25 protein-coding genes and 1 other RNA gene are annotated in these 26,384 nt (G+C 43.2%); 4 read left to right on the top strand and 22 right to left on the bottom strand.

Translation table 11 applies throughout. The annotated features are described in order from the left end of the window. Positions 1-18: 18 nt before the first annotated feature. From G470_RS0100425 to G470_RS0100415, 3 genes are read right to left on the bottom strand one after another with little or no spacing between them, the layout of a single operon-like run. A complete protein-coding gene (locus tag G470_RS0100425) occupies positions 19-510 on the bottom strand; it encodes a dihydrofolate reductase (protein ID WP_028273102.1) in 492 nt (163 codons plus the stop codon). Positions 511-549: 39 nt separating this feature from the next. Beyond that, on the bottom strand, positions 550-1,497 hold the full coding sequence (locus G470_RS0100420; RefSeq protein WP_028273101.1) for a thymidylate synthase: 948 nt from the start codon (positions 1,495-1,497) through the stop codon (positions 550-552). A gap of 35 nt (positions 1,498-1,532) precedes the next feature. Next, positions 1,533-3,425 (bottom strand): ABC-F family ATP-binding cassette domain-containing protein, encoded by a 1,893-nt coding sequence (locus G470_RS0100415; RefSeq protein ID WP_028273100.1) that lies wholly within the window; start codon positions 3,423-3,425, stop codon positions 1,533-1,535. A 358-nt stretch (positions 3,426-3,783) separates the two neighbouring features. Between G470_RS0100415 and G470_RS12205 the strand changes: the two genes are divergently transcribed. After that, entirely contained in the window at positions 3,784-4,014 is a 231-nt protein-coding gene (locus tag G470_RS12205; RefSeq protein WP_051258326.1) for a cold-shock protein, read from the top strand. A gap of 74 nt (positions 4,015-4,088) precedes the next feature. Here the strand turns inward: G470_RS12205 and G470_RS0100395 are convergent, their stop codons facing one another. Next, positions 4,089-4,550, bottom strand: coding sequence for an EbsA family protein (locus tag G470_RS0100395; protein WP_028273098.1), 462 nt, complete (start codon positions 4,548-4,550; stop codon positions 4,089-4,091). Between the two features lie 84 nt (positions 4,551-4,634). Between G470_RS0100395 and G470_RS0100390 the strand changes: the two genes are divergently transcribed. After that, on the top strand, positions 4,635-5,048 hold the full coding sequence (locus G470_RS0100390) for a ribonuclease HI family protein (RefSeq protein WP_028273097.1): 414 nt from the start codon (positions 4,635-4,637) through the stop codon (positions 5,046-5,048). 33 nt (positions 5,049-5,081) lie between these two features. Here G470_RS0100390 and G470_RS0100385 read toward each other — a convergent pair whose 3' ends face one another. The 4 genes from G470_RS0100385 to G470_RS0100375 all read right to left on the bottom strand — a co-directional run bounded on the left by G470_RS0100385 (position 5,082) and on the right by G470_RS0100375 (position 7,792). Next, positions 5,082-6,224, bottom strand: coding sequence for a THUMP domain-containing class I SAM-dependent RNA methyltransferase (locus G470_RS0100385; protein ID WP_028273096.1), 1,143 nt, complete (start codon positions 6,222-6,224; stop codon positions 5,082-5,084). Between the two features lie 123 nt (positions 6,225-6,347). After that, positions 6,348-6,714, bottom strand: an RNA gene (rnpB, locus tag G470_RS13980) — RNase P RNA component class B. A gap of 73 nt (positions 6,715-6,787) precedes the next feature. Beyond that, positions 6,788-7,105 (bottom strand): cell division regulator GpsB, encoded by a 318-nt coding sequence (gpsB, locus tag G470_RS0100380; protein ID WP_028273095.1) that lies wholly within the window; start codon positions 7,103-7,105, stop codon positions 6,788-6,790. Positions 7,106-7,240: 135 nt separating this feature from the next. Then, complete coding sequence (locus G470_RS0100375) at positions 7,241-7,792, bottom strand: SLOG family protein (RefSeq protein WP_028273094.1); 552 nt, start codon at positions 7,790-7,792, stop codon at positions 7,241-7,243. Positions 7,793-7,863: 71 nt separating this feature from the next. On the opposite strand from G470_RS0100375, the gene recU reads away from it, so the two are divergent. Both recU and G470_RS12200 read left to right on the top strand, forming a co-directional pair. Then, positions 7,864-8,508: a Holliday junction resolvase RecU gene (recU, locus tag G470_RS0100370; RefSeq protein ID WP_028273093.1), complete on the top strand. Its 645-nt coding sequence runs from the start codon at positions 7,864-7,866 to the stop codon at positions 8,506-8,508. 3 nt (positions 8,509-8,511) lie between these two features. Beyond that, positions 8,512-11,265, top strand: coding sequence for a transglycosylase domain-containing protein (locus tag G470_RS12200; protein WP_084172015.1), 2,754 nt, complete (start codon positions 8,512-8,514; stop codon positions 11,263-11,265). A 57-nt stretch (positions 11,266-11,322) separates the two neighbouring features. On the opposite strand, the gene nth is transcribed toward G470_RS12200, so the two are convergent. The 14 genes from nth to G470_RS0100295 form a co-directional block, all read right to left on the bottom strand. After that, entirely contained in the window at positions 11,323-11,949 is a 627-nt protein-coding gene (gene nth, locus G470_RS12195) for an endonuclease III (RefSeq protein ID WP_035444772.1), read from the bottom strand. Positions 11,950-12,007: 58 nt separating this feature from the next. Beyond that, a complete protein-coding gene (locus G470_RS0100355; RefSeq protein WP_028273092.1) occupies positions 12,008-12,718 on the bottom strand; it encodes a DnaD domain-containing protein in 711 nt (236 codons plus the stop codon). Between the two features lie 125 nt (positions 12,719-12,843). Next, on the bottom strand, positions 12,844-14,139 hold the full coding sequence (asnS, locus tag G470_RS0100350; RefSeq protein WP_028273091.1) for an asparagine--tRNA ligase: 1,296 nt from the start codon (positions 14,137-14,139) through the stop codon (positions 12,844-12,846). A gap of 62 nt (positions 14,140-14,201) precedes the next feature. After that, complete coding sequence (locus tag G470_RS0100345) at positions 14,202-14,675, bottom strand: cell wall elongation regulator TseB-like domain-containing protein (protein WP_028273090.1); 474 nt, start codon at positions 14,673-14,675, stop codon at positions 14,202-14,204. Positions 14,676-14,779: 104 nt separating this feature from the next. Next, on the bottom strand, positions 14,780-17,572 hold the full coding sequence (gene dinG / locus G470_RS0100340) for an ATP-dependent DNA helicase DinG (protein WP_035444764.1): 2,793 nt from the start codon (positions 17,570-17,572) through the stop codon (positions 14,780-14,782). Positions 17,573-17,632: 60 nt separating this feature from the next. After that, positions 17,633-18,850 carry a CCA tRNA nucleotidyltransferase gene (locus G470_RS0100335; RefSeq protein ID WP_035444762.1) on the bottom strand — a complete coding sequence of 406 codons (1,218 nt, stop codon included), beginning with the start codon at positions 18,848-18,850 and terminating at the stop codon, positions 17,633-17,635. Positions 18,851-18,876: 26 nt separating this feature from the next. Next, complete coding sequence (locus G470_RS0100330; protein ID WP_028273087.1) at positions 18,877-19,203, bottom strand: nucleotide pyrophosphohydrolase; 327 nt, start codon at positions 19,201-19,203, stop codon at positions 18,877-18,879. Between the two features lie 164 nt (positions 19,204-19,367). Beyond that, the gene (locus G470_RS0100325; RefSeq protein ID WP_028273086.1) at positions 19,368-19,943 is read right to left on the bottom strand and encodes a ReoY family proteolytic degradation factor; all 576 of its coding nucleotides are present in this window, start codon (positions 19,941-19,943) and stop codon (positions 19,368-19,370) included. A gap of 28 nt (positions 19,944-19,971) precedes the next feature. After that, positions 19,972-21,237 carry a tetratricopeptide repeat protein gene (locus G470_RS0100320; RefSeq protein WP_028273085.1) on the bottom strand — a complete coding sequence of 422 codons (1,266 nt, stop codon included), beginning with the start codon at positions 21,235-21,237 and terminating at the stop codon, positions 19,972-19,974. Between the two features lie 208 nt (positions 21,238-21,445). Further along, positions 21,446-21,724, bottom strand: coding sequence for an HU family DNA-binding protein (locus tag G470_RS0100315; RefSeq protein ID WP_035444761.1), 279 nt, complete (start codon positions 21,722-21,724; stop codon positions 21,446-21,448). A 221-nt stretch (positions 21,725-21,945) separates the two neighbouring features. After that, on the bottom strand, positions 21,946-23,259 hold the full coding sequence (gene der, locus G470_RS0100310; protein ID WP_028273083.1) for a ribosome biogenesis GTPase Der: 1,314 nt from the start codon (positions 23,257-23,259) through the stop codon (positions 21,946-21,948). Positions 23,260-23,345: 86 nt separating this feature from the next. Further along, complete coding sequence (rpsA, locus tag G470_RS0100305; protein WP_028273082.1) at positions 23,346-24,539, bottom strand: 30S ribosomal protein S1; 1,194 nt, start codon at positions 24,537-24,539, stop codon at positions 23,346-23,348. Positions 24,540-24,884: 345 nt separating this feature from the next. Further along, positions 24,885-25,553 (bottom strand): (d)CMP kinase, encoded by a 669-nt coding sequence (gene cmk, locus G470_RS0100300; protein WP_028273081.1) that lies wholly within the window; start codon positions 25,551-25,553, stop codon positions 24,885-24,887. Between the two features lie 105 nt (positions 25,554-25,658). After that, a complete protein-coding gene (locus G470_RS0100295) occupies positions 25,659-26,357 on the bottom strand; it encodes a LysM peptidoglycan-binding domain-containing protein (protein ID WP_028273080.1) in 699 nt (232 codons plus the stop codon). Positions 26,358-26,384 lie beyond the last annotated feature (27 nt).

The raw sequence follows: 26,384 nt of genomic DNA, 5'->3' as shown, positions 1-26,384 counted from the left end.
CTGCCGTGTGCTTCTTTTTTATTTTTTCTTGTCATAGATTTCGAATGTGTGAGGATGAATGTTGTTTTTGTCCACCAGACCTTCTTTTTGTTCAACCAATTCCCATTCTTTCCAATTGATTGGAATCATGTAAGTGTCACCCGGGAATTTATCGTGAATCACTGTCCGGTACAACCGCTCCACGTCCTCTTTAAACAGATAGAATATTTCCGCTCCGCCGATAATGTGCACGTCTTTTTCACTTTGAGCAGCAAATTCCAGAACGGTTTCCCTGTCATGTGCCGTCAGGACACCCGGCTCCGAAAATAGTTGGTTGCGTGTGAGGACGATGTTGGTTCGTCCTGGAAGCGGCGGGTTAGGAATACTCTCATAGGTTTTCCGTCCCATCACCACAGCTCCCGACATGGTAACTTCTTTAAAAAATTTCATATCATTTGGCAGTTTCCAAGGAATTTTCCCTTCAAGTCCAATAACACCGTTTTTGTCTTCAGCCCATACAAATGTCAGCATATTTTCCCTCCAATAAACATAGTTGCGATATACAATTAATTACACCGCTATCGGCGCTTTGATGCGCGGATGAGGGTTGTATCCTACAACTTCTATGTCTTCCATTTCAAAATCAAACACACTGTCTTTTTCTTGGTTTAATTTCAGCTGCGGAAACGGACGCGGATCCCGAGACAATTGTTCCTTTATTTGATCAAGGTGATTCATATAAAGATGCGCATCTCCTAATGTATGCACGAATTCTCCTGGTTCCAATCCTGTTTCATGTGCAATCAAATGCGTCAATAAGGCATAGCTTGCAATGTTAAACGGAACACCTAAAAAGATGTCTCCGCTTCTCTGATACAACTGACAGCTCAGTTTTCCATCTGCTACATAAAATTGAAACAGTGTATGACATGGAGGAAGTGCCATATGCGGAACGTCTTCCGGGTTCCATGCAGAAACCACCAAACGACGGGAGGTAGGGTTTAGTTTGATCGTCTCGATGACATTTTTCAACTGATCGATTGTCTCTCCTGTGGAAGTTTTCCACGCCCGCCATTGAGAACCGTACACATTTCCCAATGTTCCGTACTTTTCAGCAAATGCGTCGTCTGCAAGAATGTTTTCAGTAAACTTTTTCATCTCTTGCTTATACACTTTATTGAATTCTTCGTCTTCTTGAGCACGCAATCCGAAATCTGTCATGTCGGGACCGGTGTAGTCAGAGCTTGCCACGTATCGTTCAAAAGCCCATTCATCCCATATGTGGTTATTGTTTTCCAGCAAGTAACGAATGTTGGTGTCGCCTTTCAAAAACCACAACAATTCGCTTTTGATTAAACGAAAAGCCACTCGCTTGGTAGTGAGCAGCGGAAATCCTTTAGATAAATCAAAACGCATCTGGTGACCAAAGACACTTTTTGTTCCAGTTCCTGTGCGGTCCCCCCGAACCACACCTTCATCCAACACTCTCTGTGCCAAATCTAAATATGCTTGTTCCATCTTCTTTTCCTCCTAAACTCTCTGTCAGATGTGCTTTACGCATACTGACTGAGGTATTCCCACCGGGACATTTTTTGTTCGAAAGCTTCCGTAAGTTCTGAGCGTCGTTGTTCCAGTTCCTGCAATTTTTCGAAATCACTGCCTGAAGCGGCCATTTCTTTTTCCAATTGCTCAATCTCTTCTTCCATTTCAAACAGTTCGTCTTCAATGGTTTCCCATTCTTTTTGTTCCATGTAGGTGAGTTTTGTTTTTTCTTTCGGTTTATCAGCCGCTGGTTCTTTTTTCGCTGTCGGTTGCTTATCAGCAGATACATTGCTTTGCTGATCCTCGACTTCGAGAGAAGCCAAATACGTGGTGATTTTTCCAAAGTGGACATCTATTTTTCCGTTTCCTTGGAAGACGAGCAATTTGTCGGCAACTTTATCCAAAAAGTAACGGTCGTGAGAAACTGCGATGACAGCTCCTGGGAATGTTTCGATGTAGTCTTCCAGAACCGTCAAAGTCGCAATATCCAAATCGTTCGTTGGTTCATCCAGCAGGAGAACGTTTGGCTGCTGCATCAACAATTTCAACAGATACAAGCGTCTTTTTTCTCCGCCTGACAGTTTTCCAATCAACGTTCCATGTGTTGGCCGCTCAAATAAGAACTTTTCCAACAACTGAGACACACTGATTCGTACTCCATCTGATGTCGTTACTTCTTCTGCGACTTCCTGTAGATAAGAAATGACACGTTTTTGTGGGTCCATCTTTTCATTTGTCTGAGTGTAATAAGCAATTTTTACGGTTTCTCCAACTGTAAGCGTTCCGGAATCTAACGGCAATCGTTGGGCCAACACATTAAGCACTGTTGATTTTCCAGCTCCGTTTTCTCCCGTAATGCCGATCCGGTCTTGATTTTGGACCAATAGATTAAATCCATCCAAAATCATTTTTCCATTCAGTGAGAGTGTGGCATCTTCCAGTTCCAACACTTTTTTACCCAGTCGTGATCCAGAAAGAGCCATATCGATAGAAGAATCGGACTGCCCTTGGTTCACAGTGCCTTCTAGTTCACGGAAACGGTTGATGCGCGCTTGTTGCTTGGTCCCGCGGGCCTGTACTCCCGCCCGCATCCAGGCGAGTTCTTGTTTATACAATTGTTTCCTTTTGTGCTCGGCCTGCATTTCCGCTTCTTCCCGTACAGCTTTTTGCTCCACATAATCTTGATAGTTTCCGGTGTAATGGTACAGTGATCCATGTGACAATTCATAAATCTCCCGCACCGTATGGTCTAGAAAGTACCGGTCGTGCGTGACTAATAGCAATGCACCTTTGTACTGAGCCAAGTAATCTTCCAACCAACGAATCATATCGAAATCCAAGTGGTTGGTCGGCTCATCCAAAATCAGCAGATCCGGTGCTTGGATCAATACTTGTGCCAAAGCGGTCCGCTTCAGCTGTCCACCGGAGAGTGTGCCTGCTTTCGCCTTCAAGTCTGTAATGCCCAACTTCGTCAAGATTGTTTTGGCATTCGTGCTTGCCAGCCAAGCGTTTTCTTGAGTCATTTTCTGTTCAGCTTGCGAAAAACGATTTTGAGCTTGAACATTCTGAGCATTCAAACTTAAGGTTTCCAAGGCTCTTTCGTACTCTCTGACTGCGTTCATAATCGGTGTGTCGCCCGCGAAGACCACGTCCATCACGGTTTGGTTCAAATCAATATCCGGTTGCTGCTTCAAATAACCAATTCGGTAGTCTTTAGGTGCAGTTATCTCCCCTTCATCGGGTTGCTGATCCCCGGAAAGGATATCCAAAAAAGTTGTTTTTCCTGTCCCGTTTACCCCGATTAATCCGATGTGTTCGTTTTCCATAATAGAAAACGATAACCGGTCAAATAACAGTTTATCTCCGTATGAGTGGGTTAAATTCGTAATTTTATATTCTTTCACGTATTCTCATCATTCCTTTTACCGAAAGTATTCCCAGTTCCATTTCTATCCTCTTCCCATTCTAGCATAAGACGTCCGGTTTCTATAGAACCTTTTTGAATGCCTCGCAGCCTGAACGAAACTGCCTCCCAAGCTGCCAACGTCAATGGGGGCACCTCTTCTATGATGGTTTTCTTCTTTTCATTGTACTGCATTTCTCCAAAATTTATTAGTGAGAAGCAGTATAGTTGTTTGCATTTCATTGACTGGTATATAAAGGGGTTCTATAATGGAGATAAGCCTATTGTGGGTTTCTTTCCGCATATGTCCATTGAAGTTAAATGGACGGTGGCCATCACTAATTTCGGGGGGACTTTATATGGTTAATGGAACAGTGAAATGGTTCAGTAACGAAAAAGGTTATGGCTTTATTCGTTACGATGATGAAGAAGAGGTTTTCGTTCATTTTACAGGTATCGACATGGACGGCTTTAAGACACTGAAAGAAGGGCAAGAAGTCAGTTTCGATATAGTTGAAGGCGCAAGAGGCCCTCAAGCCACAAATGTCATCGTTCAAGGAAGTCTTTCTGAAGCCAACGCGGGAGAATAAAAATCACCCTCGCAAAAATTTAGTTTATGTATTAAAAAAGATGGCTTGAGAGATTTTCTCACAGCCATCTTTTGCTACTTATTGATTGAAGTCAGTTCATTATTCCTTCTCTTGGTAATGATAACAGAGGAGGTTTGCTTTTTCAGTTGAGAACAAAAAACGTCACTGTTTTTCTTGGATAGATGGTATTTTTTGAGTAAATCGTTCTGTTTATCCACTAACTCAACTTGTTTGTGGTTTGTTATCACGGCTTGATGGATGTCACTGAAAAACACCTTTGCCTTCTTTAATCCAAATAAATAAGAGAAAACGAGGCAGTCTTCCAAAAAATAGAGAAATGAACTTCTTGCAACTAGAACCATCATCAACACGAAGATACCTAAAGACACGGTCAACAAGTTGACTCTTTGTATCTCCAATGCTGATATAACGCCTGAAAAAAAGGCCAGTGCGGTCAAGGACCAATAAATCACCAAGGATGGCGTATCCATAGACAATCGCATTGATCTGTCTTGTTTATGTATCAGCCGTTTCATTTTCCCACCTCTTCCTTAAGTTACTATCTTAGCATACTTACGAAGCGGTCTACTACTACAAACAAATGGTTTAGGAGAAATTTTATGTTAAAACTATACACAGATGCTGCTGTCAAAGCTAGTACTGGACGTGCGGGTATCGGATTCGTTGTTTCAGGGAATGCTCTTTACGAGCAAATTGCCATCCCTTTGGAGGGAAATGACTGGAACAATCACTTAGCTGAATTTGAAGCGATTAAGCAGGCTTTGAATTGGATTATTGAAAAAGGGTGGAACGATCAAACAGTATTTCTCTATTCCGACAGCAAAACTGCCGTGGATGCCGTCCACAAAGAATTTGCCAAACAACCACTTTTCCAAACGTACACAGAGATTATTTGGGCGTTATTGGACCAGTTTCCCGTATGTGTCACCGAATGGATACCGGAAAAGAACAATAAAGGCGCCGACAATCTCGCACGTCAAGCTTTAAGAAAAGCAGAAAAAGAGCAATTGTAAGTCAACTGCCCTTTTTCTGCTTTTTTAATGGATTTAATTATTTTTTCTTGGTGGACGCTTGCCCCAGTACTGGAAGTAATCCGTACGGAGGTAACCATTGTATAGTTTTCTTTTCTTCGTTGCTTTTTGGCCATAGTGTTCTTCAAAGTCCAGATCACTGGTCAAGATGTACTTGCTCCAAGTTTCCAATGGACGGAACACTTCCCCCATTTGCTTGTACAGCTCAAAGGCTTGTTCTTTATCCAAAAGTCGTTCTCCGTAAGGCGGGTTCGCAACAATCACGCCATACTCTTCCTCTGTCGTGAAGTCGGCAAGCTGCATCTGCTTAAACTGGATGGTGTCGCCCAGTCCTGCTTCTACAGCATTTCTTTTGGCGATTTCAATCATGCGGTGATCGATATCGGTTCCTGTGATGTTGAGCTCCACATCATAATCTGCTTCCGCCTCCGCTTCTGTCCGCACTTCTTCCCAGATGGCTTCATCAAACCAATCCCAATCTTCAGATAAGAAAGAGCGGTTGAACCCTGGAGCAATATTGTGTCCAATTAATGCCGCTTCAATCGGAATGGTGCCTGAACCGCATGTTGGATCATGGAACGGACGGTCTTTCCGCCAGTTGGTCAACATCACCAGAGCAGCTGCCATATTTTCTTTTAACGGCGCACCACCTTTTTCGGTACGGTACCCTCTTTTGAACAAACTTGGACCTGTTGTATCCATCGTCAGCAATACTTTGTCTTTCAAGATTGCCACCTCAATGGGGTACTTCGCTCCTGTTTCCGGCAGGCGCCCTCTTCTGTGATAAACAGTACTTAATTTATCCACAATCGCTTTTTTCGTGATCGCCTGACAATCTGGAACACTGTACAAAGTGGATTTGTGAGACTTTCCAGAAACCGGGAACTCCGCATCCAGTGGCAAATAGGCATCCCACGGCAATGCTTTGGTTTTTTCAAATAATTCGTCAAACGTTTTCGCTTCGAATTCGCCGATGATGATCTTTACTCGGTCTGCGGTCCGCAGCCATAAGTTGGTGCGCGCAATGTCTTTCAACTCTCCCGAAAAGCGTACCCGACCGTTCTCCACTTGCGTTTCATATCCTAAATCTTTTAATTCTTTTCCCACCAATGCTTCAATTCCGCTTGCGCATGTGGCCAATAAATCGTAAGTGGTCATATTTTGCTTCCTTTCGTTTTAAGGTTTTCATCCCTTATCCGCTACTTTTTATTATCATATAAATCCCATTTTTTTGAAAAATAAAAGCCCTCCTGAAACAGGAGGGCTTCCTGAAAGGCAAATCACTGTAAGCCATGTTCTGTCTAGAGTTTGGTTCAGGACCCAAACCCCTAGATAATCATCTGTCTGCAGTTTCCTGCCTCTTTCTTTCGTTGAATTCCGAAGAAAAAGTGCCCCTACCATTCGTTTGGGTTGCTCGCTCGAGGGGTTTACCGCGTTCCACCAGCACTGTTTCCAGTTCTGCTTCGTCACTGTGGCACTTTCAAGAATACTCGGGCATAGCTGGCGCCTTAGCCCTTTTTTCTGCCGTCACTTCATCCACGATGAAGGCCCCAGCTTATTGTTTCGCTGAGCACGAACACTACAAGCATCTCAGCTTGTGCGAGCATGGACTTTCCTCAGCTTTAAAAAGCCGCGATTATCCGTGATTCGCCTTCTTTTTTCTGGATTATTGTATCACGATTTCTCCAAAATGTAAACTTCTTCCTTAATGTAAGGAAGCTTTACTCGTCATTTAATTTAGAACCAAATACGTGTCGTTCCAAGTTGGACAACCGTTTCAAAATATCGAAATTAGTCACTGTTGTTGCACCTTGACCGCTTGAAGAAGGAGAAGCTTGACTTTGTTTCGCCAATTCATCCACCTTGGTCATCAGACGTTGGTTTTCTGTTTTTAAATGGTTGATTTCACTTGAAAAGGACTCATAGTCACGGATCACAATGTCCAAAAATTCATCTACTTCTGTTGGATTGTATCCTCGCATGCTTGTTTTAAAATCTTTTTCCAATATGTCTTTTGGTGTCAATTCACGGTTCGCCATTACTGCACCTCTTTTAATTAAATTAATTGTTGGTTTAAATCTTTCTGTAGGCTTCAATGTTAAGTATAGCAAAGAATGTGCAAAAACAAAATAGGATTCTCTCCCTTGTAAAAAGCGAGTGCATGCTCCTGTTCCTTAGAAAAATGGATCTTGTTGCTCGTACACACTTTCTTGAAGTGTTTCGAAGGTGATCAACTCCAACGGATAAGTTGCTTTTTCCTGTTTTTCCTGTATCATGCGATAGAGATATTTGGGTTTGCCTTCAAATTCTGGATCATACAACATGAGTGCGCCGTCACTGTGTTTCAATAAGAACTCCTTATTTGCTTTTAATTGACGGGGAGATTGGTAAGGCCGATGAGATGTGTACTCCACAAAATCAGCCTGGGCTTTGACTTGTTCCAATAATTGACGGTTGGTTTCGTTCCATTTTTCGCCGTATTTGTAAAACGGAAACAAAACACCCACTTTTAACTCGGGGTACTCTTCTTTCAAATCAAATGCTACTTCGGCCGCCCATATCTCTGCGCCAAGTTGTCCCCCGATCAACACCCACTCCAGACCATTTTCAATGTGTCTGATTAATGAATCTTTCAAACATTTCTTGATGAATGAAAGCTTGGGGTCATTCGGTTTAAATACACTCAACTCGTAAGAACGATAGCCGCTGACGTATAAGTTTTTCATAAAATTTTATACACCTTTCCCATATGTGATTCGTTTTGGTATAATAAGTAAGCCTAGGAGAGTGATGCCAATTGAGTATAAAATATCCAGGCGGTCTGCCTTATCGTTCAAATAGTAACGCAAATACGGAAAAAATGCGACTTGCTAAAAAAAAGCCTTCCTTTAGCAATCGAGGCATGACGTTGGAGGAAGAGATCAATCAAAGCAACGACACCTACCGAACAAAGAACATCGCTGTCATTCACAAGAAGCCCATTCCTATCCAAGTAGTCAAAGTGAATTACCCAAAAAGAAGCGCGGCTGTCATTACGGAAGCGTACTACAAAACAGCTTCAACCACCGACTACAATGGATTATATAAAGGTTATTATATTGACTTTGAAGCTAAAGAAACTAAGAATAAAACATCCTTTCCACTAAAGAACTTTCACGAACACCAAGTGGAACACATGAGGCAATGTATTGCCCATGGGGGAATATGTTTTGTCATTCTTCGGTTCTCTACTTTGAATCGTCTTTTTTTATTGGAGGCGGAACAACTCATTCTCTTTTGGGACAACAAAAAAAAGAATGGAAGAAAATCGATTCCTTTCTCGGAAATTGAACAATCTTGTTATGAAATACAGTATGGATTTTCTCCACGCATTCCTTATCTGGATGCAGTAGAGGAAATAATAAAAAGAAAAGAAGCAGACAAAGAAAAGGAGCACGAGTGAAACATGCCAACTAATGAGGAAATGTCACGCGTCAGTAAACGCAAATCAAAAAATAGTACCAATCGAAAAAAAACAAAGAAACCGAAAAAAAATAAACGCCCCCTTTGGAAAAAAATCTTTTTCAGTTTAATGGCTTTATTGGCAGTAGGTTTTCTTTTCGGAGCCGGATTGTTTGTGTATTATGCATCGGACGCTCCTGAAATAACTCGAGAAGATCTTGTAGGTACCTTCCCTTCTATCGTACTTGACCAAAACGGGGAAGAATTTTATACCTTTGGCGGTGAAAATCGCATATCTGTTACCCACGAGGAGATTCCTCAAGTTTTAGAAGATGCAATTATTTCTGTAGAAGACCAACGTTTCTACAGCCATATTGGTGTAGACCCTATCCGAATCGGTGGAGCTGTCGTCGCCAACTTGACCGATGGGTTCGGTTCAGAAGGCGGAAGCACCATAACCCAACAGCTGGTCAAACTGTCCGTCTTCTCTACGAAGCAGGAAGATCAAACGCTGGAACGGAAAGCACAGGAAGCATGGCTCTCTGTTCAATTGGAGCAGGAACTTTCCAAAGAACAAATTTTGACTCTGTACATCAATAAAGTTCATATGGCAGGAAACGTGTACGGAATGGGAACCGCGAGCGAATATTATTACGGCAAACACATCAGCGAACTCGAGCTGCACGAAGCCGCTCTCCTTGCCGGGATGCCTCAAGCGCCAAATGCTTACAATCCGTACAGAAACCCTGAACGCGCCAAAACTCGACGCGACACAGTTTTATATATGATGGCGGAAAATGAAACCATCAGCCATGAAGAAGCCCAAGCCGCAATGGAAGTCCCAATCACTGAAGGGCTTGTTGACCATTCTGATGAAGATACCAATCACATGGTGTACGATGGATACATCAAGCAAGTACTGGAAGAAATCAACGAAAAAACTGGGTTAGACCCTTATACAGCCGGATTGACCATTCACACCAATATCGACATGGACGCTCAACAACGGGTATATGATATTTTACACTCAGATGAATACGTTCAATTCCCGGATGAAGAAATTCAGGCTGCTGTTTCTATGGTAGATGCAGAAACCGGTCAGATTAAAGCACTCGGCGGTGGCCGCAATCAAGATGGACAGCTGACTCTTAACCGCGCAACCGAAGCTACACAGCCTGCAGGTTCTGTCGTTAAGCCTTTAACGACTTATGGGCCGGCTATAGAGTACTTGCAATACTCAACGTACCATCAAGTAATAGATGAACCTTATACTTTTTCAAACGGTCAAAGTTTCTCCAACTATGACAATAGTTACAAAGGTCAAATGTCGATGCGGGAAGCTTTAGTAGACTCCCGAAATATTCCTACTTATAAAATTTTTGAAGATGTAGGAATGGAGAATTCCGCCAAGTTCCTTGAGAACCTTGGCATCGATGACTTAAATGCTCGAGAAGACGTAGACTATTTAGTAGAGCAAAATGCTTTTAATGGAGACTTGACACCTCTTCAAGCTGCTGCTGCTTATGCCTCCTTCGCTAATGGCGGGCATTACACAGAACCATATGCCGTCAGCAAAGTGGTGATGCGCGATGGACAAGAACTGGACTTGACTCCTGAAACCAACCGAGCAATGTCCGATTACACAGCGTATATGGTAACGGATATGTTGAAAGACGTTATTGATTATTACGGTGAATCTTTAGCCATTCCAGGCCTGCCACATGCAGGGAAAACTGGGACAACAAACTATACCCGTCAAGAACGAGAAGAATACAACATCCCTTCCGGAGGCGTACCCGACTCTTGGTTCGCAGGATATTCGCCTAATTATTCTATTTCGGTTTGGGTGGGATACGATCATCAATTTGAAGAAGGCAACTATTTGAGCTTTAGCAACGGAACCCGTCAATTGCCGCGTTACATCTACCGTGAGTTGATGAGTTACGTGTCCCAGTCCGTTGAAAACAACGATTGGACGAAACCTTCTTCAGTAGTGGAAGTTGGCGTAGAAGACGGTTCGATGCCGGCCGCTCTTCCAGGTCCAAATACACCAAGCAGTGCCATTGTCACAGAACTTTTCGTGAAAGGAACCGAACCAACTGAGCGTTCCACTGCTTTCGGAGTGGACTTAGCGGCTCCGACTGGTTTGAGTGCGTCTTTCGATGCAGATGCAGACGCCGTCAATATCCAATGGGATGAGTACTCATTGGAGGACGCCACTCCTTCTTACGTATTGAACGTTGGTGGAGAAACTATCACAACCGATGAAACCAGCTACGTGTACTCCTCCCCTGCTCCAGGTGAGGATCTGACAGTCACTCTCGCAGTTGAAGCGTTCGGAAACACAAGTCCTTCCATCTCTACAACGGTCTCTATCCCAGGGGGAGAAGAGGAAGAAGATCCTGAAGAAGAGCCGGAGGAAGAGGACACAACCGATACGACAGACACGGCTGACTCAGCCGATACCTCCGATACATCGGAAGATACATCCGATACGACTGAAGATACGACTGAAGACACATCTGAAGAGGATACTACGGAAGACACCAGCCAAGATAACGGCAGCGACACGTCTAGCGAAGATACGTCCGAACAAGGAAATGAGAATGAGGAGGAGCCAGAAGAGGATACCTCCTCTTCTGCATCTTCTCAGGCAAACACCGACAGTGGAAACGGCACAGAAGCAGTCTCCAATAGTTCGAACCGTAAAGACTCGGCTTCCTCTAATCGTCTTCCACGAAACGATGATGAAGAATAATCAAGTTAAAAAACGCAAAAATGCCAGCCGATTGACTTATCGGCTGGCATTTTTAATTTACACCATATTGTCTTTTAACCGCTGCACGCATTCAGCGTGATTGTGCGTGCGTGCCGGACACTGGTAGCGTCCGAAAAAAATTAAGCGGTGGTGGGCAATACTCCAAAGGTCTTTCGGCAATTTCTCCATCAAGATTTCTTCTACTTGCTTCACTGTTGCTTCTTCTGGGCAAATGTGCAATCTCTTAGTGACACGTTCTACGTGCGTATCAACAGCAATTGCGGGTTCTTCAAAAGCTACACTCATGACGACATTCGCTGTCTTTCTGCCAACTCCCGGCAAACTTTCCAGCTCTTTTCTCGTCCTCGGTACTTCTCCGCCAAACTTTTCCACAAGATCTCTGGCACATGATTTGATGTATTTTGCTTTATTCCGGTACAACCCAATCGTCTTGATCTTACTCATCACATCATCAATTGGAGCATCCATTAATTTCTGAGGCGTTGGATACGCAGCAAACAGCTGAGGCGTCACCTTGTTCACCGCCACATCCGTCGTCTGTGCACTCAAAATAACCGCAATCAATAATTCGAAAGGATTGTTGTGTGTCAGCTCCGCTTTGGCTTCTGGAAACATCCGTCCCATAGCCTCTATAACCCTTACTGTCTCTTCATTTGATAACAGCGCTTGTTTTTCTGTCTGCACCTGCATTCCTCCTTCACACATCCACTTTCATTTTACCTTACTTTTCATCATCGAGCCAATTGTGAAGAGGCACAGGCTTGGTAGGCTTTTGTTGATCATTTTGTCCATTGTCTGCCATTTTTTTGTTTCGGTAGCTTTGACTTTCTTTTTCCACTTGCGCTTTTGACCGGATATTTTTCTTTTCCCAGTTCAACAAAATACGGTCTACATATTTCAAACTATAGACTTGATTTAACACAGCTTCCCTCAAAGCCATCTCAATCAGCTCTAGAGGATATTTGTCCTCATCCAACCACATACCGATGGTTTGAAGTTCAATCGGAGACAGCGGCCGCCCAAATTCTTCTTCAAACGTCCGAAACAACCGCTCTTCTGAGTGTACTTCTTCTTGTTGGACTTTCTTTGTAGTTTGTTGTGTCAATTGGACAGCCAACTTTTCCCACAGTAAATCCAAGGAATACGTGTCTTTGGATTTTCCTTCTTCATCCGAACCGGTTTGTATTTCCAATACTTTTTTATGAATCAACCGATGGATCATCTCAAATGTTTTCTCTGAAGTCAATCCCATTCGTTGCGCGATTTCTTCAATATCAGGGAAGGTTTCTCCTTTGTCGAGAAAAGATTTCAAGTGAACAAGTAAGACGAATTCTTCCGTTGACAGGCCGATATTTTGGTAGTGTTCAAGTAATACAGTTGGCACAACCGTCATTCCAGATTGCATCCATTTCATTAGCAGATGGTGGTCCATTTTAGGTGCATCCTTTCTGGTAAAAACATTCTCGAAAATAAAGGAAGGGGCTCAAAGCATTCTTGCTTCTTTCCCCTCCCTATGTGTGATTCTCCATCAAATGATGAACAATCTTTATTTAATTTTTATGGATAGATACGGTTCAACAAACGTGGGAATGGAATGGATTCACGGATATGCTCTGTTCCTGCAATCCATGTGACGGTACGTTCCAATCCAAGGCCGAATCCGGAGTGAGGCACACTGCCGAATTTTCTTAAGTCAAGGTACCACTGGTAGTCTTCAACTGTCAATCCAAACGCTTTGATGGATTCAAGCAGCGCGTCGTGATCGTCTTCCCGTTCGCTTCCGCCGATAATTTCTCCATATCCTTCCGGCGCAATCATGTCTGCACACAACACAACATCTTCCCGTTCAGGATGTGGTTTCATGTAAAATGGTTTGATTGCTTTAGGATAATTCAAGATAAAGACAGGTCTGTCATATTGTTTGGCAATAAACGTTTCTTCTGGAGAGCCGAAGTCTTCGCCCCATTCGATATCAAAGTCGTTCTCTTGAAGCAATTTCACTGCTTCGTCATAAGAGATTCTTGGATACGGAAGCTCAGTGTATTTTTTCAACAATTCAACATCGCGGTCCAATACAGATAGTGCATGAGAGCAGTTATCGATAACGCTTTGCACCAAGTAAGCGACATACTGTTCTTGAATTTCCAAACTTTCATCTTGATCCATAAAGGCCATTTCCGGTTCAATCATCCAAAACTCAATCAAATGGCGGCGGGTTTTGGATTTTTCAGCACGGAAAGTTGGACCAAATGAAAAGACTTTTCCGAATGCCATAGCAGCTGCTTCGTTGTAAAGCTGTCCACTTTGAGTCAAGTACGCATCCTGATCAAAATACTCCGTATGGAACAATTCTGTCGTGTTTTCGGCTGAATTTCCTGTCAAAATCGGCGGATCGATTTTGATGAATCCTTCTTTATTGAAGAACTCATATGTCGCACGAATGATTTCGTTACGGATTTGTAGGATGGCGTGTTGCTTGGAAGAACGGAGCCATAGGTGACGGTTATCCATCAAAAACTCTGTTCCGTGTTCTTTAGGCGTGATTGGGTAGTCGATACTGCCGCCCACCACTTCAATGTTCTTCACATGAATTTCGTAACCAAACTTCGAACGTGTGTCTTCTTGAATGGTTCCGTAAATCCATACAGCTGTCTCTTGATGCAAGTTTTTAGCTGTTTCGAAGATTTCTTCTCCGACATCGTTTTTCACTACAACGCCTTGGAAATACGCTGACCCGTCACGAATTTCTAAAAATGCGATTTTTCCGCTGGAGCGTTTGTTGGCGATCCACCCGCCTATTTTCACTTCTTTCCCAACATACTCTTTTGCTTCTATAATTCTAATCTTTTCCACTGCACTGTGCTCCTTTGTATTCATCTATATAAAAAACATTACCTTATCATAATAAGCCAGAATCAAATATTTTCAATACTTTTTACCCATTCACCTGTTTCAAGTGAAACGACATAGTACCCAATCGTATGATTTTCATTTCTATAGGATACTTCCCATACAGGGATGCCTTCTTCGACTCCTATTCGGGCTTCCAAGATTTTATCGGGCTGCTTGGCTTCTTGAGTCAATTGAATGGCTTCTGACTCAGTGATGGTCTCTTCTTCGTTCAAGACCATTGTCTGCCCGCCGTCTTGTTGGATAATCACCACAATTGGTGTGCCTTGAGAATCAGTGCCGGTAACCGTGAAATACGTTTGTGTGCCATTGTACCAATAAAAATCATCAGCTTGTGCTAAATCGGTATGTTGTTCTGCATAGGACACGGCTTCTGTACGGGCCTGCCGGTATGGAGACATGCCTCTTTGTAGAATCGCTGCAGATACTACCACCAAAAATCCAAGCCCGATGGCCAATCCAATCAATAATTTTTTCATTTCCATAACTCCTGGATTTGTTTCGTTTTGAACATTTTCCATTCTAACTGTTCTATTATACCAAAAAAATGCTGGTTATAGGAGGCCGTTTTTGACAGTCCGCATCATTCAGCAAAGAAATGTTTTAATTTTTCCGGCACATCTTCCATAGACACCGTTTCAATCGGCACCTCTTCAGGAACAGCCTGTTGAAATTGGTCGGAATAGACAGCCCGGACGAAGCGATCATCCAAGACAAACAAAACACCTTTATCCTCTTTTTTTCGAATCAACCGGCCGAATCCTTGCTTCATCTTCAATATGGCCCGCGGGAGTGAATCTTCTGTGAACGGGTTTCGGTTTTGCTTTTTCAGACTCTGTTGTCTGGCCTGCACAAGCGGCCTGTCCGGAGACTCAAAAGGCAGACGTGTCACAATCACGATGCGAAGAGATTTACCCGGCAAGTCAATGCCTTCCCAAAAACTATCGGCTCCCAATAAAAGAGCCCCTTGGGATCGGAAAAATCGTTTCAGGATTCTCTCCCGACTGCCTGATAAGCCTTGTGCATAGATGTCTTTGCCTTTCATTTGGTTGCTTCCCGAAAGCATCGTGTAGACTTTTTCCAGTGTTTCCAACGAGTTGAACAACACAAGGGCATTTTCATCACTTTCTTGAGTGATGTTTATAATATACCGTACCAACATCTCCGCGTATTGTTGGGGTGAGAGGCCTTTGATGGCGCGGAGGTCATCCGGGACCCAGACCCGGGCTTGGTTTTGATAGTCAAACGGAGCGGAAAGTTGGAGTTTTTCCAACGTTTTTCCACCCAATTGGCTTTCGAAAAACGAAAAACGCCGGTTTACCGAAAGGGTTCCGCTGGTATAGACAACGTGTGGAATATTGCTTAACACTTTCCCTAAAAACGCTTGGCTTTCTGGTTCATATCGAATCAACCGAAACGTTTCTGAAGGATGTTTTTTCCAGAAATTCATCCAGTAAATATCGGTTGCTTCAGGCGATCGGAAAAGTTGTTGCAGCACCTTCATCTGATCTGCCAATTGATTAAAGACAACATAAATTTCTTCAATTTCTTGTTGCTCAGATTTGGTCCAACGTTCCAAGTTCTTCAACAATACATCCAGCAGGCGATCAGAAAGATACACCGTTTCTTCCATCAAGACCAGCACTGTCTTCGCTTGTTTCCTCAACTGCATCGAGAGGGAAGCAGGCTCAAATGCGATGTCAATGTTTTCGTTTTTCTCTTTCATGCGGTTCACTTCTTTCCGAAAAGCAAACAACCAATTTTCAAGCCACTCTTCCAATTCATCTTCCAAGTAAATTCGGTTCATTTCCAACGAGTCCAAGTGGGTTTCTTTCTCTTCGATTTTAATTAACAGCTTGGACAATTGGTGCATTAGGGACTGCTCGTTTTCTCTGGAACCCAGCTTTTGCATCAAATGTTTTACTTTTCGAAAATCAAACACGTGAGTGGCTGCTTCAGCAGCTACTTTTGGCAAATGATGCGCTTCGTCGACAATCACTTTTTCAACTTTAGGAAGTTCAGCGGTTTCCTTCGCTAAGTCATGGCACAAGAATGCATGGTTGGTCACAATGACAGAAGCTTCTTTCACTCTTTTTCGTGACAATTGATAAAAATCATACGCACCCCACTTGGATGCCGGCAGCTGATCTAAAGACTTCGTTGTTCGGATTTCTGTCCAAAACGAGTGCTGATCATTGATAGGTCCCAGTTCATCCAAATCTCCGGTCATCGTTTCCGTCAACCACACCAACAGTTTCGAACTGTACAACGCTTCCGTTTTATCCAACTCTTCCAACGTGAGTTTGTCCATAAATTTCTCAAGCGATAAGTAATGATGGCGGCTTTTAAGCGTCGCTGATGGAATCGAAAAAGGCAGGTACGGCTCTAGCTCCTTTAAATCTTTTTCAATTAACTGCTGCTGCAGGAGCGTGGTATAGGTACTGATGATAACAGGTTGTTCCTTTGTAGCCGTAAACACAACCGGAAGCAGATACCCTAACGACTTGCCGATCCCGGCAGGCGCTTCTATCGCCAAGTGACGATCAGGATTCTCCTCCATCAAGTATTGGTACGTAGCATTCATCATCTCTTCTTGGTCTGGCCGTACAGTCAGCTCTCCGCTGAACAGATGATTTTTACCCACCGCTTCCAAAGGGTACGCCTTTTCTTCTCTGTACGATTCAGATGAGGCGGATATGTGTTTCCTCAAAGCGATTCCTTCCACAACCATCATCTCTTCCGGAAGATCAGAAGGATACGCCTTCGACTGCTCCAGTGCTTTTTCAAAAAAGAAGCTGGTATCCATTGTTAAGCTTTTAGATAGAGTGGCCAATCTTTCCAATGTCACCAGAGGGAGTCTGTTCGCTTTCTCAAAAAACATCAGTAACAATTCCGCTGTTGCCGCTGCATCTTCCAATGCATCATGTGCTCGATCATGAGTCAAACCAAAGGAATCGGATAGATCGCCTAAGCTGTAACTGTCTTCTTTCGGGAACAAGATTTGGGCCAATTCGACCGTATCGACAGCCGGGCACGCCAAAGGAGGATACCCGGCTTTTTTCAATTCTTCATCTAAAAATCGAAAGTCAAACAACACATTGTGCGCTACGAAGACACAATCTTGGAGCAAATTCCAAATAAATCCCGCTACATCATTGAAAAAAGGCGCGTTTGCTACCATGCGGTTGGAAATCCCAGTTAAGCGTTGAATATTTTCGGGTATCTGTTTTAAAGGATTGATTTTTGTCTCGAAACGCTGGACCACTTTCCCGTCCTGAATCAACACACACCCAAACTGAATGATCCGGTCTCCTTTTGCCGGTTGACTTCCAGTTGTTTCAAGATCGACAACCGCATAAAATGTTTTATCTGTCATCTCTTCCACCTGTCTATCTTAAGATCAGAAAGCAAAAAATGAGCGAATCATTTTGAAAAGTCATTTTTCTTCATTCACTGTCCATGTTTCTGCCGTCTGTAAGAGAGCGTGTTTTTCATTTTCCACTTCCATCTCTACAACCGCTCGTTCAAGCTCATCCAACAATGGCCCCAACCATTTCCCTGCTTTTTTATTTAAGTGCGTCATCAATTCGTTGCCGTTCACTGCTAGTTCGTTGCGTCGTTGAATCGGCAGCTGCTGGTATATTTGTTGGATACGTTCCGGCAGCGCATCTTGATGCAGCAGTTCCAGCATTCGCTCCACTTCCAAACCGACGTCCAATCCCATTTCAAACACATATCGGTTCGAAGGGAGGGACTGCAGCCGTTCCGACAAGCCGATTAAAGCTTTCTTCACAGTGGAAATTTCTTTCTTAGAGCACTTCCACTTTCTCATGAACGGCTCCACTTCTTCCGGAGACAGACCAATGAAATGAAGCAAAAGTGTCCACATTTGGATCGTGGAGGTGAGCGGACCGTTTAAGCGGCACATTTTTTCTAACGCTTCTTTTTCTCCTCTCAACTCAGGGCAGTATCGATACAAACCAGAATCGATGAAAGATTGGATTCCTTTTTTATACCCTTGGCCAAGCATCATTTTAGTAAATTCTACTTGGATTCTCTCCACCGAAATTTTTTCCAACAATGAATGATGTTCCTTGATTGCAGCGAAGGTCTTTTCATCCAGGTGGAAATCCAGTTGTGCCTGGAAGCGTACAGCCCGCATCATCCGTAAGGCATCCTCATAAAAACGTTCAGAAGGCTCTCCAACCGCTTTTATCAAGCGGTGAGACATATCCTCCATCCCATTAAAATAATCGATGATGTGGCCATTCTCGTCCATTGCAAGGGCGTTGATGGTGAAGTCTCTTCTTTTCAAATCTTCTTCAAGGGAGCGTACAAACGTCACGTGATCCGGACGTCGGTAATCTTGGTACTCGGATTCTGTTCGAAACGTGGTGATTTCGTATGATTGGCCTTCGAATAAAACCATGACTGTTCCGTGTTCAATCCCTACATCAATTGTCCGCGTAAAAAGAGACTTCACTTCTTCCGGGAACGCGCTCGTCGCAATATCGACATCCTCAATTTCTTTTCCCAACAGAGCATCCCGTACGCTTCCGCCTACAAAGTAAGCTTCGTATTCATTCTCCTGCAACCGTCTCAAAATAGGGACCGCCTCTAAAAAAGTTTCATTCATCTTCAATTGTTTTGGCATCTAGTGTCCCCACCCTTTTCACTCTATTATGTATCTTTGCGTTCAAATCGGTTTTTGTCACGTTCATTAAATTTCTTCATGACCTGCTCAAATGATTGAGTTAAATCAACATCCAATGAATTGGCCATCGTAATCAACACAAACAGCACGTCTCCCAGTTCTTCTTTTATTTCTTTAGGGGGTTCTTCCTTCTTTTTCTGTTTTTCTCCGTAATGGTGATTGACTTCTCTCGCCAATTCGCCTACTTCTTCCGTTAACCGGGCCATTTGAGCTAATGGTGAAAAATAGCCTTGCTTAAATTGGGCGATATAGGCGTCCACATTTTTTTGCATGTTCTGCATTGTTTTCGTCATTCGAATAACCTCTCTATTGATACAAATCTTATCACTACTCATACTATCAAAAAGTTCAATGGATTCAAATAACCTCTTTCACTGTTCCGAAAGAAAAAAGCGAACGGCAGTGGGTTTCGCCGGTCGCTTTCTCTTCAACAAAACTGTCTTCAGTCTTTGTCCAGTCAATGGTTGGGGTTTTTTTCGCCGTTCATCATGTTTTTCTCAACTGCCTGCAAATTTTTTGACAAGGCAAGAAATGCTTCGCGGTCATCGTTTTCTAGAGCTTCATCAATTTGTGAGAGAATACGCTGTTTTTGAATATTCATCACAAATGCTTCCAATGCTTTTTCAGCGTCCTTTTTTGTCCGTTCCGGAATTGCGTCATTCCAACTGTAAAATGGATTGTCTTCCAATACAGACAAATATTCGACTGATTTCCAAGCATCTTGGAATACCAATTCAATAAATAAATCACTATGCCAGTTTAATCGAACTTCGTGAAAGGCTTGTTCTGGGTTGTCAAACTCGCTCCCGCTTTTATAAAAGAGGAAAGCTTCTTCGTCTGTTCCGATAGTCGACATGACAATACCGCGGTTGGTTTTGTCCGCCGCCTCCACAAAATGTACTTTATTCAGCACAATATCGTGGTTCAGCAAGTAATTCAGTATCCACATCGATTCTCTCCGTTTGAGCTGGTACCGGTCCAGAAACCATCCCAGAAATGCTTTTTTTGCTTCTAACGATACTTGCGCACTCATTTGAACTCCCCCCTTTTTCGTCACCATTTCAACCTAGTTCATTCAACTCATCTCTGATTTGGATGATTTCTATGTCATCTGGTACTAACGTCAAGTATTTGGGAATCAACTCTTTCATTTGGGTCCAGTTTCCTTCTTCCCTTAAGAAAAAGATATACTGTTTCAAAAAGCTTGGATTCTCTTGGAAGTACGGGAAAGCTTTCGCATATGCTCTATCAGCGGCCTCATACTCTTCCAACCCTTCTTGAGCAGATGCTAAAGACCAATAAAACTGCGGATCTGCATCCTGCTGGGTCAGGGATTGTTGAATGATGTCAACAGCTTCTTCAAACCGTTCCTGCTGGAGCAAGAAGTTGACATAGTCCAACTTGTACGTTTCGTTGGACGGTGCCATGGAAATGGCTTCTTTGAAGTATTCTTCCGCCCGTTCTAAGTCGGTTTTTTTGATTGCTATATGGGCACCGATAACAAACAAACGGGGATTGGTTTGATCGACTGTTAAGCCTTCCTCTATCGTTTCAGCCGCCTTTTCCAAGTCTCCAGTCTCTTCCAGCGCTTCAGCCAAAAATGGATAGACGGATGTATAAGAATAGTCCAACTCTTTTACTTTGGAAAAACGGTCCACGGCTCGGGAGTAGTCTTTTTTCTGGAAGTAGGTGAAGCCAAGTTGGAATACTTTGTCCACTGTTTCTTCCTCTGCCGTACTTTTTTCCAAGTATGACACAGCTTCATCCCATTTACCCAGAGCACTGTACGCACTGCCGATACGTCCGTCCAATCGGATTCCGACAAATGTCTCGTGTCCTTCTTCCAATAAGCCTTCGTAAATGTGTACCGCTTCCAAATAGCGTCCCACCGAAAAGTACAATTCAGCAAGCGCAAACTGTACGACAGGATCGCTATCCGTCAACTCCCTCGCTTCCAACAATTTCTGTTCGCTGACTTCGTGCAGCCCTTGCACTTGATACAAATCCGCCAACACCAACAACGCCTGCGGATAAGCCGCACTGCTTTCTTTGATTTGAAACAGCCAGTCAAACGCGCGATCATCGTCTCCATCTTCAATAGCGATTTCCGCCAGATTGACCCGCAATTCATCATCGCCTGGATGTAATTCCAGTAGATGCAGCAGCAGCGTCTGTGTTTCTTCTAGAAAACCTAACTGGTACAAACTGTCCGCCAGCAAGTATAATTCTTCCGACGAATCCTTTCTCATTGCCTCATGAAAGTATTCGTAAGCTTCGTTCATTTTTTCTTGTTGAATTGCTTCTATCATACGTTGTGAATTTGACATTACCGATACCTCTTTGCACTCTCTAGTTGTTTTACTTATTTTATCACACTTTAACAGTCAAGTCAGTGAAAGCAATCCATGTAACCGAAATATACAAAAAGAGCCGCTGAAACCAGCGGCCCTTCTTGATAGAATGAGTATCATTCATCTCCATATGTTATGAATGAGTATCTACGATTTCGTCGTATGTTTGTTTAGGAGCTCATTCTTATTCTTTAACTGCATCCTTCAAAGCTTTACCTGGTTTAAATGCAGGAACTTTGCTTGCAGCGATTTCGATTTCTTCTCCCGTTTGAGGGTTGCGACCTTTTCTTGCAGCACGGTCACGAACTTCAAAGTTACCAAAGCCAATAATTTGGACTTTTTCACCTGCGCTCAATGTTTCTTTGATAGAATCAAAAACAGCGTCCACAACTGGTGCAGCGTCTTTTTTAGACAAACCAGCTTTATCAGCTACTTTTTCGATCAAATCTGCTTTATTTGCCATGTGTACTTCACCTCCCTCAAAAGAGAATCGATGCATTTACGACGCATAATCGGAATAGCATCTGCTTGTCACTCTTGAGTGGTCCAAGAGTGATCCGAAGCGAAACGCGTATCGGTAACGCATTTCAATTAAAAAGATATCACACAAACGTTGCCATAGCAATCATTTTCATTCATAAATCCTTGATTTTGCTACATTTTCACCAAAATTGGACGATTGAATCATTTTCTTTGACGTGGAATGATCCGGATAGGCGTTCCTTGGAAGTTAAAGGTTTCGCGAATGCGATTTTCCAAGTAACGATTGTAAGAAAAGTGCATCAGTTCCGGATCGTTGACAAACACCACAAAAGTAGGCGGCTTGACGGCCACTTGTGTTGCATAGTAAATACGCAATCTTCTTCCTTTATCTGTCGGTGTCGGGTTCATTGCCACCGCATCCATAATCAACTCGTTCAATACGGAAGATTGTACTCGCAAGTTTTGGTTGATATTGACTTGTTCAATCAGTTCCGGTAGACGATCCAGACGTTGTTTCGTTTTTGCCGACACAAAAATAATGGGTGCATAACTTAGATAAGGAAATTCTTTCCGAATATCCATTTCAAATTCCTGCATCGTATGGGTGTCTTTTTCGACCGTATCCCACTTGTTCACGACAATGATAAGTCCTTTTCCTGCTTCGTGGGCATACCCAGCCACGCGCTTGTCTTGTTCTCTGATACCTTCTTCTGCGTTTATCACGCAAAGTATGACATCTGAGCGTTCAATAGCACGCATGGCGCGTAAGACGCTGTATTTTTCAGTGTTCTCGTATACTTTTCCTCTTTTGCGGATTCCTGCAGTGTCCACCACGATGAACTCTTGTCCTTCTTTTGTCAAAAAGGAGGTATCGACCGCATCTCTCGTAGTTCCTGCAATATCAGAAACAATCACGCGCTCTTCTCCAATAATGGCATTCACCAAAGAGGATTTCCCTACGTTCGGACGGCCAATCAAGCTGAAGCGAATGGCTGTTTCGTCGTCTTCTTCTCCGTTTCCTTTTGGAAAATGTTCGACAACTTTATCCAGCAAATCTCCTAATCCAAGACCGTGACTTCCGGAGAGTGGATACGGTTCGCCCAACCCGAGCGAATAAAATTCATAAATATCGCTTCGTCTCTCCGGGTTATCCACTTTATTGACTGCCAACACAACCGGCTTGCCGGAGCGGTACAATATAGGAGCTACTTGTTCGTCAGCATCTGTCACACCCTCCACAACACTTGTCATGAATATGATGACGTCTGCTTCTTCAATCGCGATTTCTGCCTGATGGCGGACTTGTTCCATCAACGGCTCGTCTTCCATGGTGATTCCGCCGGTGTCAATGATGGAAAACTCTGTTCCCAGCCATTCTGCTTCCGCATAAATTCGATCCCGGGTCACACCAGCGACATCTTCCACGATGGAGATCCTTTCTCCAGCAATACGGTTGAATATCGTGGATTTTCCTACATTGGGTCTGCCTACAATAGCAACGACAGGTTGGGCCATATTATCACTTCTCTCAAAAATAAATTTTAACATGCGAAAAACGGCATGCGGAAGAAAGTCCCACATGCCGTCTTCTGGGAAATCAATTATTGATTGTCTTCAGAATCTTCGCCTGTGATGTCAGAAAGTTGTTCTCCTAGAAGATCTCCCAAAGTAAATCCAGTATCTGGACTTTCAAGTTCAACTGGTTTTTGTGATTGGGTTTGACGAGGTTTGCTTTCTGTTTGCTCAGGTTTTTCTTCCAAAGCTTTGATGCTTAGAGACAAACGTTCTTCTTCAGGTTTTACGTCGAGTACTTTCACTTGGATAACATCTCCAGGTGTCAATACTTCGTGCGGAGTTGCGATGTGTTTATGAGAAATTTGAGAGATATGCACAAGTCCTTCGACTCCTGGGAATACCTCAACAAATGCTCCAAAGCTGGTCAAACGTTTAACTGTTCCATCAACTACATCGCCTTTTTGAACGCGGTCTTCGATGCCTTCCCATGGTCCAGGAAGAATTTCTTTGATGGACAAGGAAATGCGCTCACGTTCTTTGTCTACGGAAAGAACTTTCACATCAATTTCTTCTCCGACGTTCAACTTGTCAGATGGATGTTCAACGTGCTCATGTGCAATTTGAGAAATGTGAACCAATCCGTCCACACCGCCTAAATCGATGAATGCACCAAAGTCAGTCAAACGTGCCACTTTACCTGTTACAGTTTGACCTTCTTCCAAGTTGTCCAACACTTCTTCTTTCTTCGCATCCAATTCTTTTTCAAGGATAGCTTTACGGGAAAGGATCAAGCGGTTTTCGCTTGGCTCAATTTCGATAATTTTGAACGTGTACGTTTCTCCTTGGAAAGGAGTGAAGTCTTCGATGTATTCGGTGTCTACCAATGAAGCCGGTACGAATCCACGAACACCTGCGTCAACTACCAATCCGCCTTTAACGATGTTTGTTACAGGAGCTTCAATTGTCTCTCCCGCTTCAAACTTCTCTTGCAATTCGTCCCAAACTTTTTTCGCATCAATACGACGTTTGGAAAGCAGGTAGCCACCTTGTTCTTTATCTTTGATTTCTTTGATCACGACCAAGTCAACCACATCTCCGACGTTGACTACATCAGTCACGCTCTCAAAAGGTGCAGCGGACAATTCATTTTTAGGGATAACCCCTTCTTGTCCTCCGCCCAATCCAACGATAGCTTGCTGATTGTCGTCGATTGTCAGGATTTCTCCTTCCACTACATCACCGATGTGGATTTCTTGTACGTTTTTCATTACTTCGGTCATCGATTCCGCAGCCTCTTCACCTTCATCGGCAACGGTATCGCGGACCGTTTGTACTTGATTGTCTTCTTGGGGCATGGCGTCTTCTACAGCGTGCCCGTCAACGCTTTGGACTTCTACTTGCTGTTCAGCGACTTCTCTTGCCTCTTCTTCAGTCACTTCTCCAGCGTTTTGTCCTTCACCCTGCCTCATATTCATGTTATCCTTCATTTGCTCATTGTCAACCATGATAGCGTCCTCCTAAATAACCATTTGTTTCTATATAAGTTAATTGTATCGAACTTTTGAACAGAATGCCACCGAAAATGCTTAAAAATCGTGTTTTCATCTAAATAGGAAGATTTTCACTTACTTAGAGAAAGCGATTTCTTTGATTTTTTCTACCACTTCAGGGATGGACAACCCTGTTGTATCGATTAAATGGGCATCTGAGGCCTGTTTCAATGGTGCGACTTCCCGATTGCTGTCTTTGTAGTCTCTTTCTTCAATCTCTCTGGTAAGGTCTTCCAAAGAAGTGGTGATGCCGCGGGATTGGTTTTCCTTAAACCGTCTCATTGCTCTTTCTTCCACACTGGCGATGAGAAAAATTTTGACATCTGCTTTCGGAAGCACGACCGTCCCTATGTCTCTCCCATCCATGATGACCCCTTGTTTTTGAGCCATTTCTCGTTGTCTCTCGACCATCACTTCTCTTATTTTTGGATGAGCTGAGACGATAGATACAGAATTGGTTACATCTGCATTGCGAATGACTTCTGTTACTTCGGTTTCGTTCGCGTACACTTTTTGATCGGACCCATTTCTTTCGAAACGAATAGACAGATCTTCTAAGATACGCAACAATTCTTCTTCATTTTCAATATCGGCTTTTCTTTTCAACGCTTCATAGGTCAATGTCCGATACATGGCTCCGGTGTCAATATAAATTAATCCCAAGTCTTTCGCTACCTTTTTTGACACGGTGCTTTTTCCGGACGATGCTGGACCATCCACTGCAATTGAGAGCATTTTTTCCATCTTATCAACCCTTTTCACTGTATGTACTTTTCTTTATTAAATAATTGATTTCAAAACAAAAAGCGGGACCAACCCGCTTTTTCCATTCTATCTATTTTGTTTGATTTATTCAACTCGGAGCACTGTCCCAACTTGGACGCTGTCCGCTGTAATTCCATTCAATTGTTTCAGTTCATCGGTGGTCATACCGTGGTTCAACGCAATGCGGTACAAGTTGTCTCCGGGTTTTACGGTATAAGTGTTGTATGAAGTTTCTTCAGGTTCTTCGGTAACGACCGGTTCTTCTTCAATAGTTTCTTCTGTTGAAGTTTCAGCTGTGGTTGTTGTTTCGTCGACAGTTGATGGAGGAAGTTCGTTCGTCTCCTCTTTCACTGTTTCTGTTTCAGGTTCCTCTTTTGTTTCTGGTTTCGTTTCTTTTTTAGTTTCCTCTTGGACTTCGGCTTCTTCTGCTTTTTCTTGAGTCTTCGTTTCTTCAGGTTCTTCCGTCTCTTCTCTTTCTTCTTCCACGTTTGAAGATTGCGGTTGGACAGATGTACTATTTTTTGAGACCTGGATTTGTTCTTCCGTTTGGACAGGTTCATTGGAAACGGCGGCCGGTTCGCTGGACCACCATATGTAAGCCCCCACCGGCAATATAATCAATAAAACCAGAAAGATGATTGTAGTAGTTAAAATAGGCGGAATGCCACGTTCTGCTTTTTTTCTTGCGCTTCTGGAGAGATTGGTTTCCATATAGTCACTGTCATCATCAAATCTTTTTGACCACAAACCTTCATTGTCGGAGTGAGAATTCTTTTTGGTCATAGTATTCCTCCTCAGGCGATTTCATTT

Origin of the sequence: Atopococcus tabaci DSM 17538 (assembly GCF_000429585.1) — a bacterium.
GTDB lineage: Bacteria > Bacillota > Bacilli > Lactobacillales > Carnobacteriaceae_A > Atopococcus > Atopococcus tabaci.
The sequence above is the reverse complement of the archived record's forward strand: the minus strand, read 5'-3'. Positions and strand labels throughout refer to the sequence as shown.

Excerpts from the sequence above, each read along its gene's own strand:
- G470_RS0100325 (WP_028273086.1), bottom strand. The coding sequence starts at position 19,943 with ATGAGTGCGCAAGTATCGTTAGAAGCAAAAAAAGCATTTCTGGGATGG.
- G470_RS0100320 (WP_028273085.1), bottom strand. The coding sequence starts at position 21,237 with ATGTCAAATTCACAACGTATGATAGAAGCAATTCAACAAGAAAAAATG.
- cmk (WP_028273081.1), bottom strand. The coding sequence starts at position 25,553 with ATGGAAAAAATGCTCTCAATTGCAGTGGATGGTCCAGCATCGTCCGGA.
- G470_RS0100420 (WP_028273101.1), bottom strand. The coding sequence starts at position 1,497 with ATGGAACAAGCATATTTAGATTTGGCACAGAGAGTGTTGGATGAAGGT.
- G470_RS0100395 (WP_028273098.1), bottom strand. The coding sequence starts at position 4,550 with ATGAAACGGCTGATACATAAACAAGACAGATCAATGCGATTGTCTATG.
- G470_RS0100425 (WP_028273102.1), bottom strand. The coding sequence starts at position 510 with ATGCTGACATTTGTATGGGCTGAAGACAAAAACGGTGTTATTGGACTT.
- G470_RS0100355 (WP_028273092.1), bottom strand. The coding sequence starts at position 12,718 with ATGGACCACCATCTGCTAATGAAATGGATGCAATCTGGAATGACGGTT.
- G470_RS12200 (WP_084172015.1), top strand. The coding sequence starts at position 8,512 with ATGCCAACTAATGAGGAAATGTCACGCGTCAGTAAACGCAAATCAAAA.
- dinG (WP_035444764.1), bottom strand. The coding sequence starts at position 17,572 with ATGACAGATAAAACATTTTATGCGGTTGTCGATCTTGAAACAACTGGA.
- G470_RS12205 (WP_051258326.1), top strand. The coding sequence starts at position 3,784 with ATGGTTAATGGAACAGTGAAATGGTTCAGTAACGAAAAAGGTTATGGC.
- G470_RS0100375 (WP_028273094.1), bottom strand. The coding sequence starts at position 7,792 with ATGAAAAACTTATACGTCAGCGGCTATCGTTCTTACGAGTTGAGTGTA.
- G470_RS0100330 (WP_028273087.1), bottom strand. The coding sequence starts at position 19,203 with ATGACGAAAACAATGCAGAACATGCAAAAAAATGTGGACGCCTATATC.
- der (WP_028273083.1), bottom strand. The coding sequence starts at position 23,259 with ATGGCCCAACCTGTCGTTGCTATTGTAGGCAGACCCAATGTAGGAAAA.
- G470_RS0100295 (WP_028273080.1), bottom strand. The coding sequence starts at position 26,357 with ATGACCAAAAAGAATTCTCACTCCGACAATGAAGGTTTGTGGTCAAAA.
- G470_RS0100335 (WP_035444762.1), bottom strand. The coding sequence starts at position 18,850 with ATGCCAAAACAATTGAAGATGAATGAAACTTTTTTAGAGGCGGTCCCT.
- rpsA (WP_028273082.1), bottom strand. The coding sequence starts at position 24,539 with ATGACCGAAGTAATGAAAAACGTACAAGAAATCCACATCGGTGATGTA.
- G470_RS0100315 (WP_035444761.1), bottom strand. The coding sequence starts at position 21,724 with ATGGCAAATAAAGCAGATTTGATCGAAAAAGTAGCTGATAAAGCTGGT.
- gpsB (WP_028273095.1), bottom strand. The coding sequence starts at position 7,105 with ATGGCGAACCGTGAATTGACACCAAAAGACATATTGGAAAAAGATTTT.
- G470_RS0100390 (WP_028273097.1), top strand. The coding sequence starts at position 4,635 with ATGTTAAAACTATACACAGATGCTGCTGTCAAAGCTAGTACTGGACGT.
- G470_RS0100385 (WP_028273096.1), bottom strand. The coding sequence starts at position 6,224 with ATGACCACTTACGATTTATTGGCCACATGCGCAAGCGGAATTGAAGCA.
- G470_RS0100345 (WP_028273090.1), bottom strand. The coding sequence starts at position 14,675 with ATGAAAAAATTATTGATTGGATTGGCCATCGGGCTTGGATTTTTGGTG.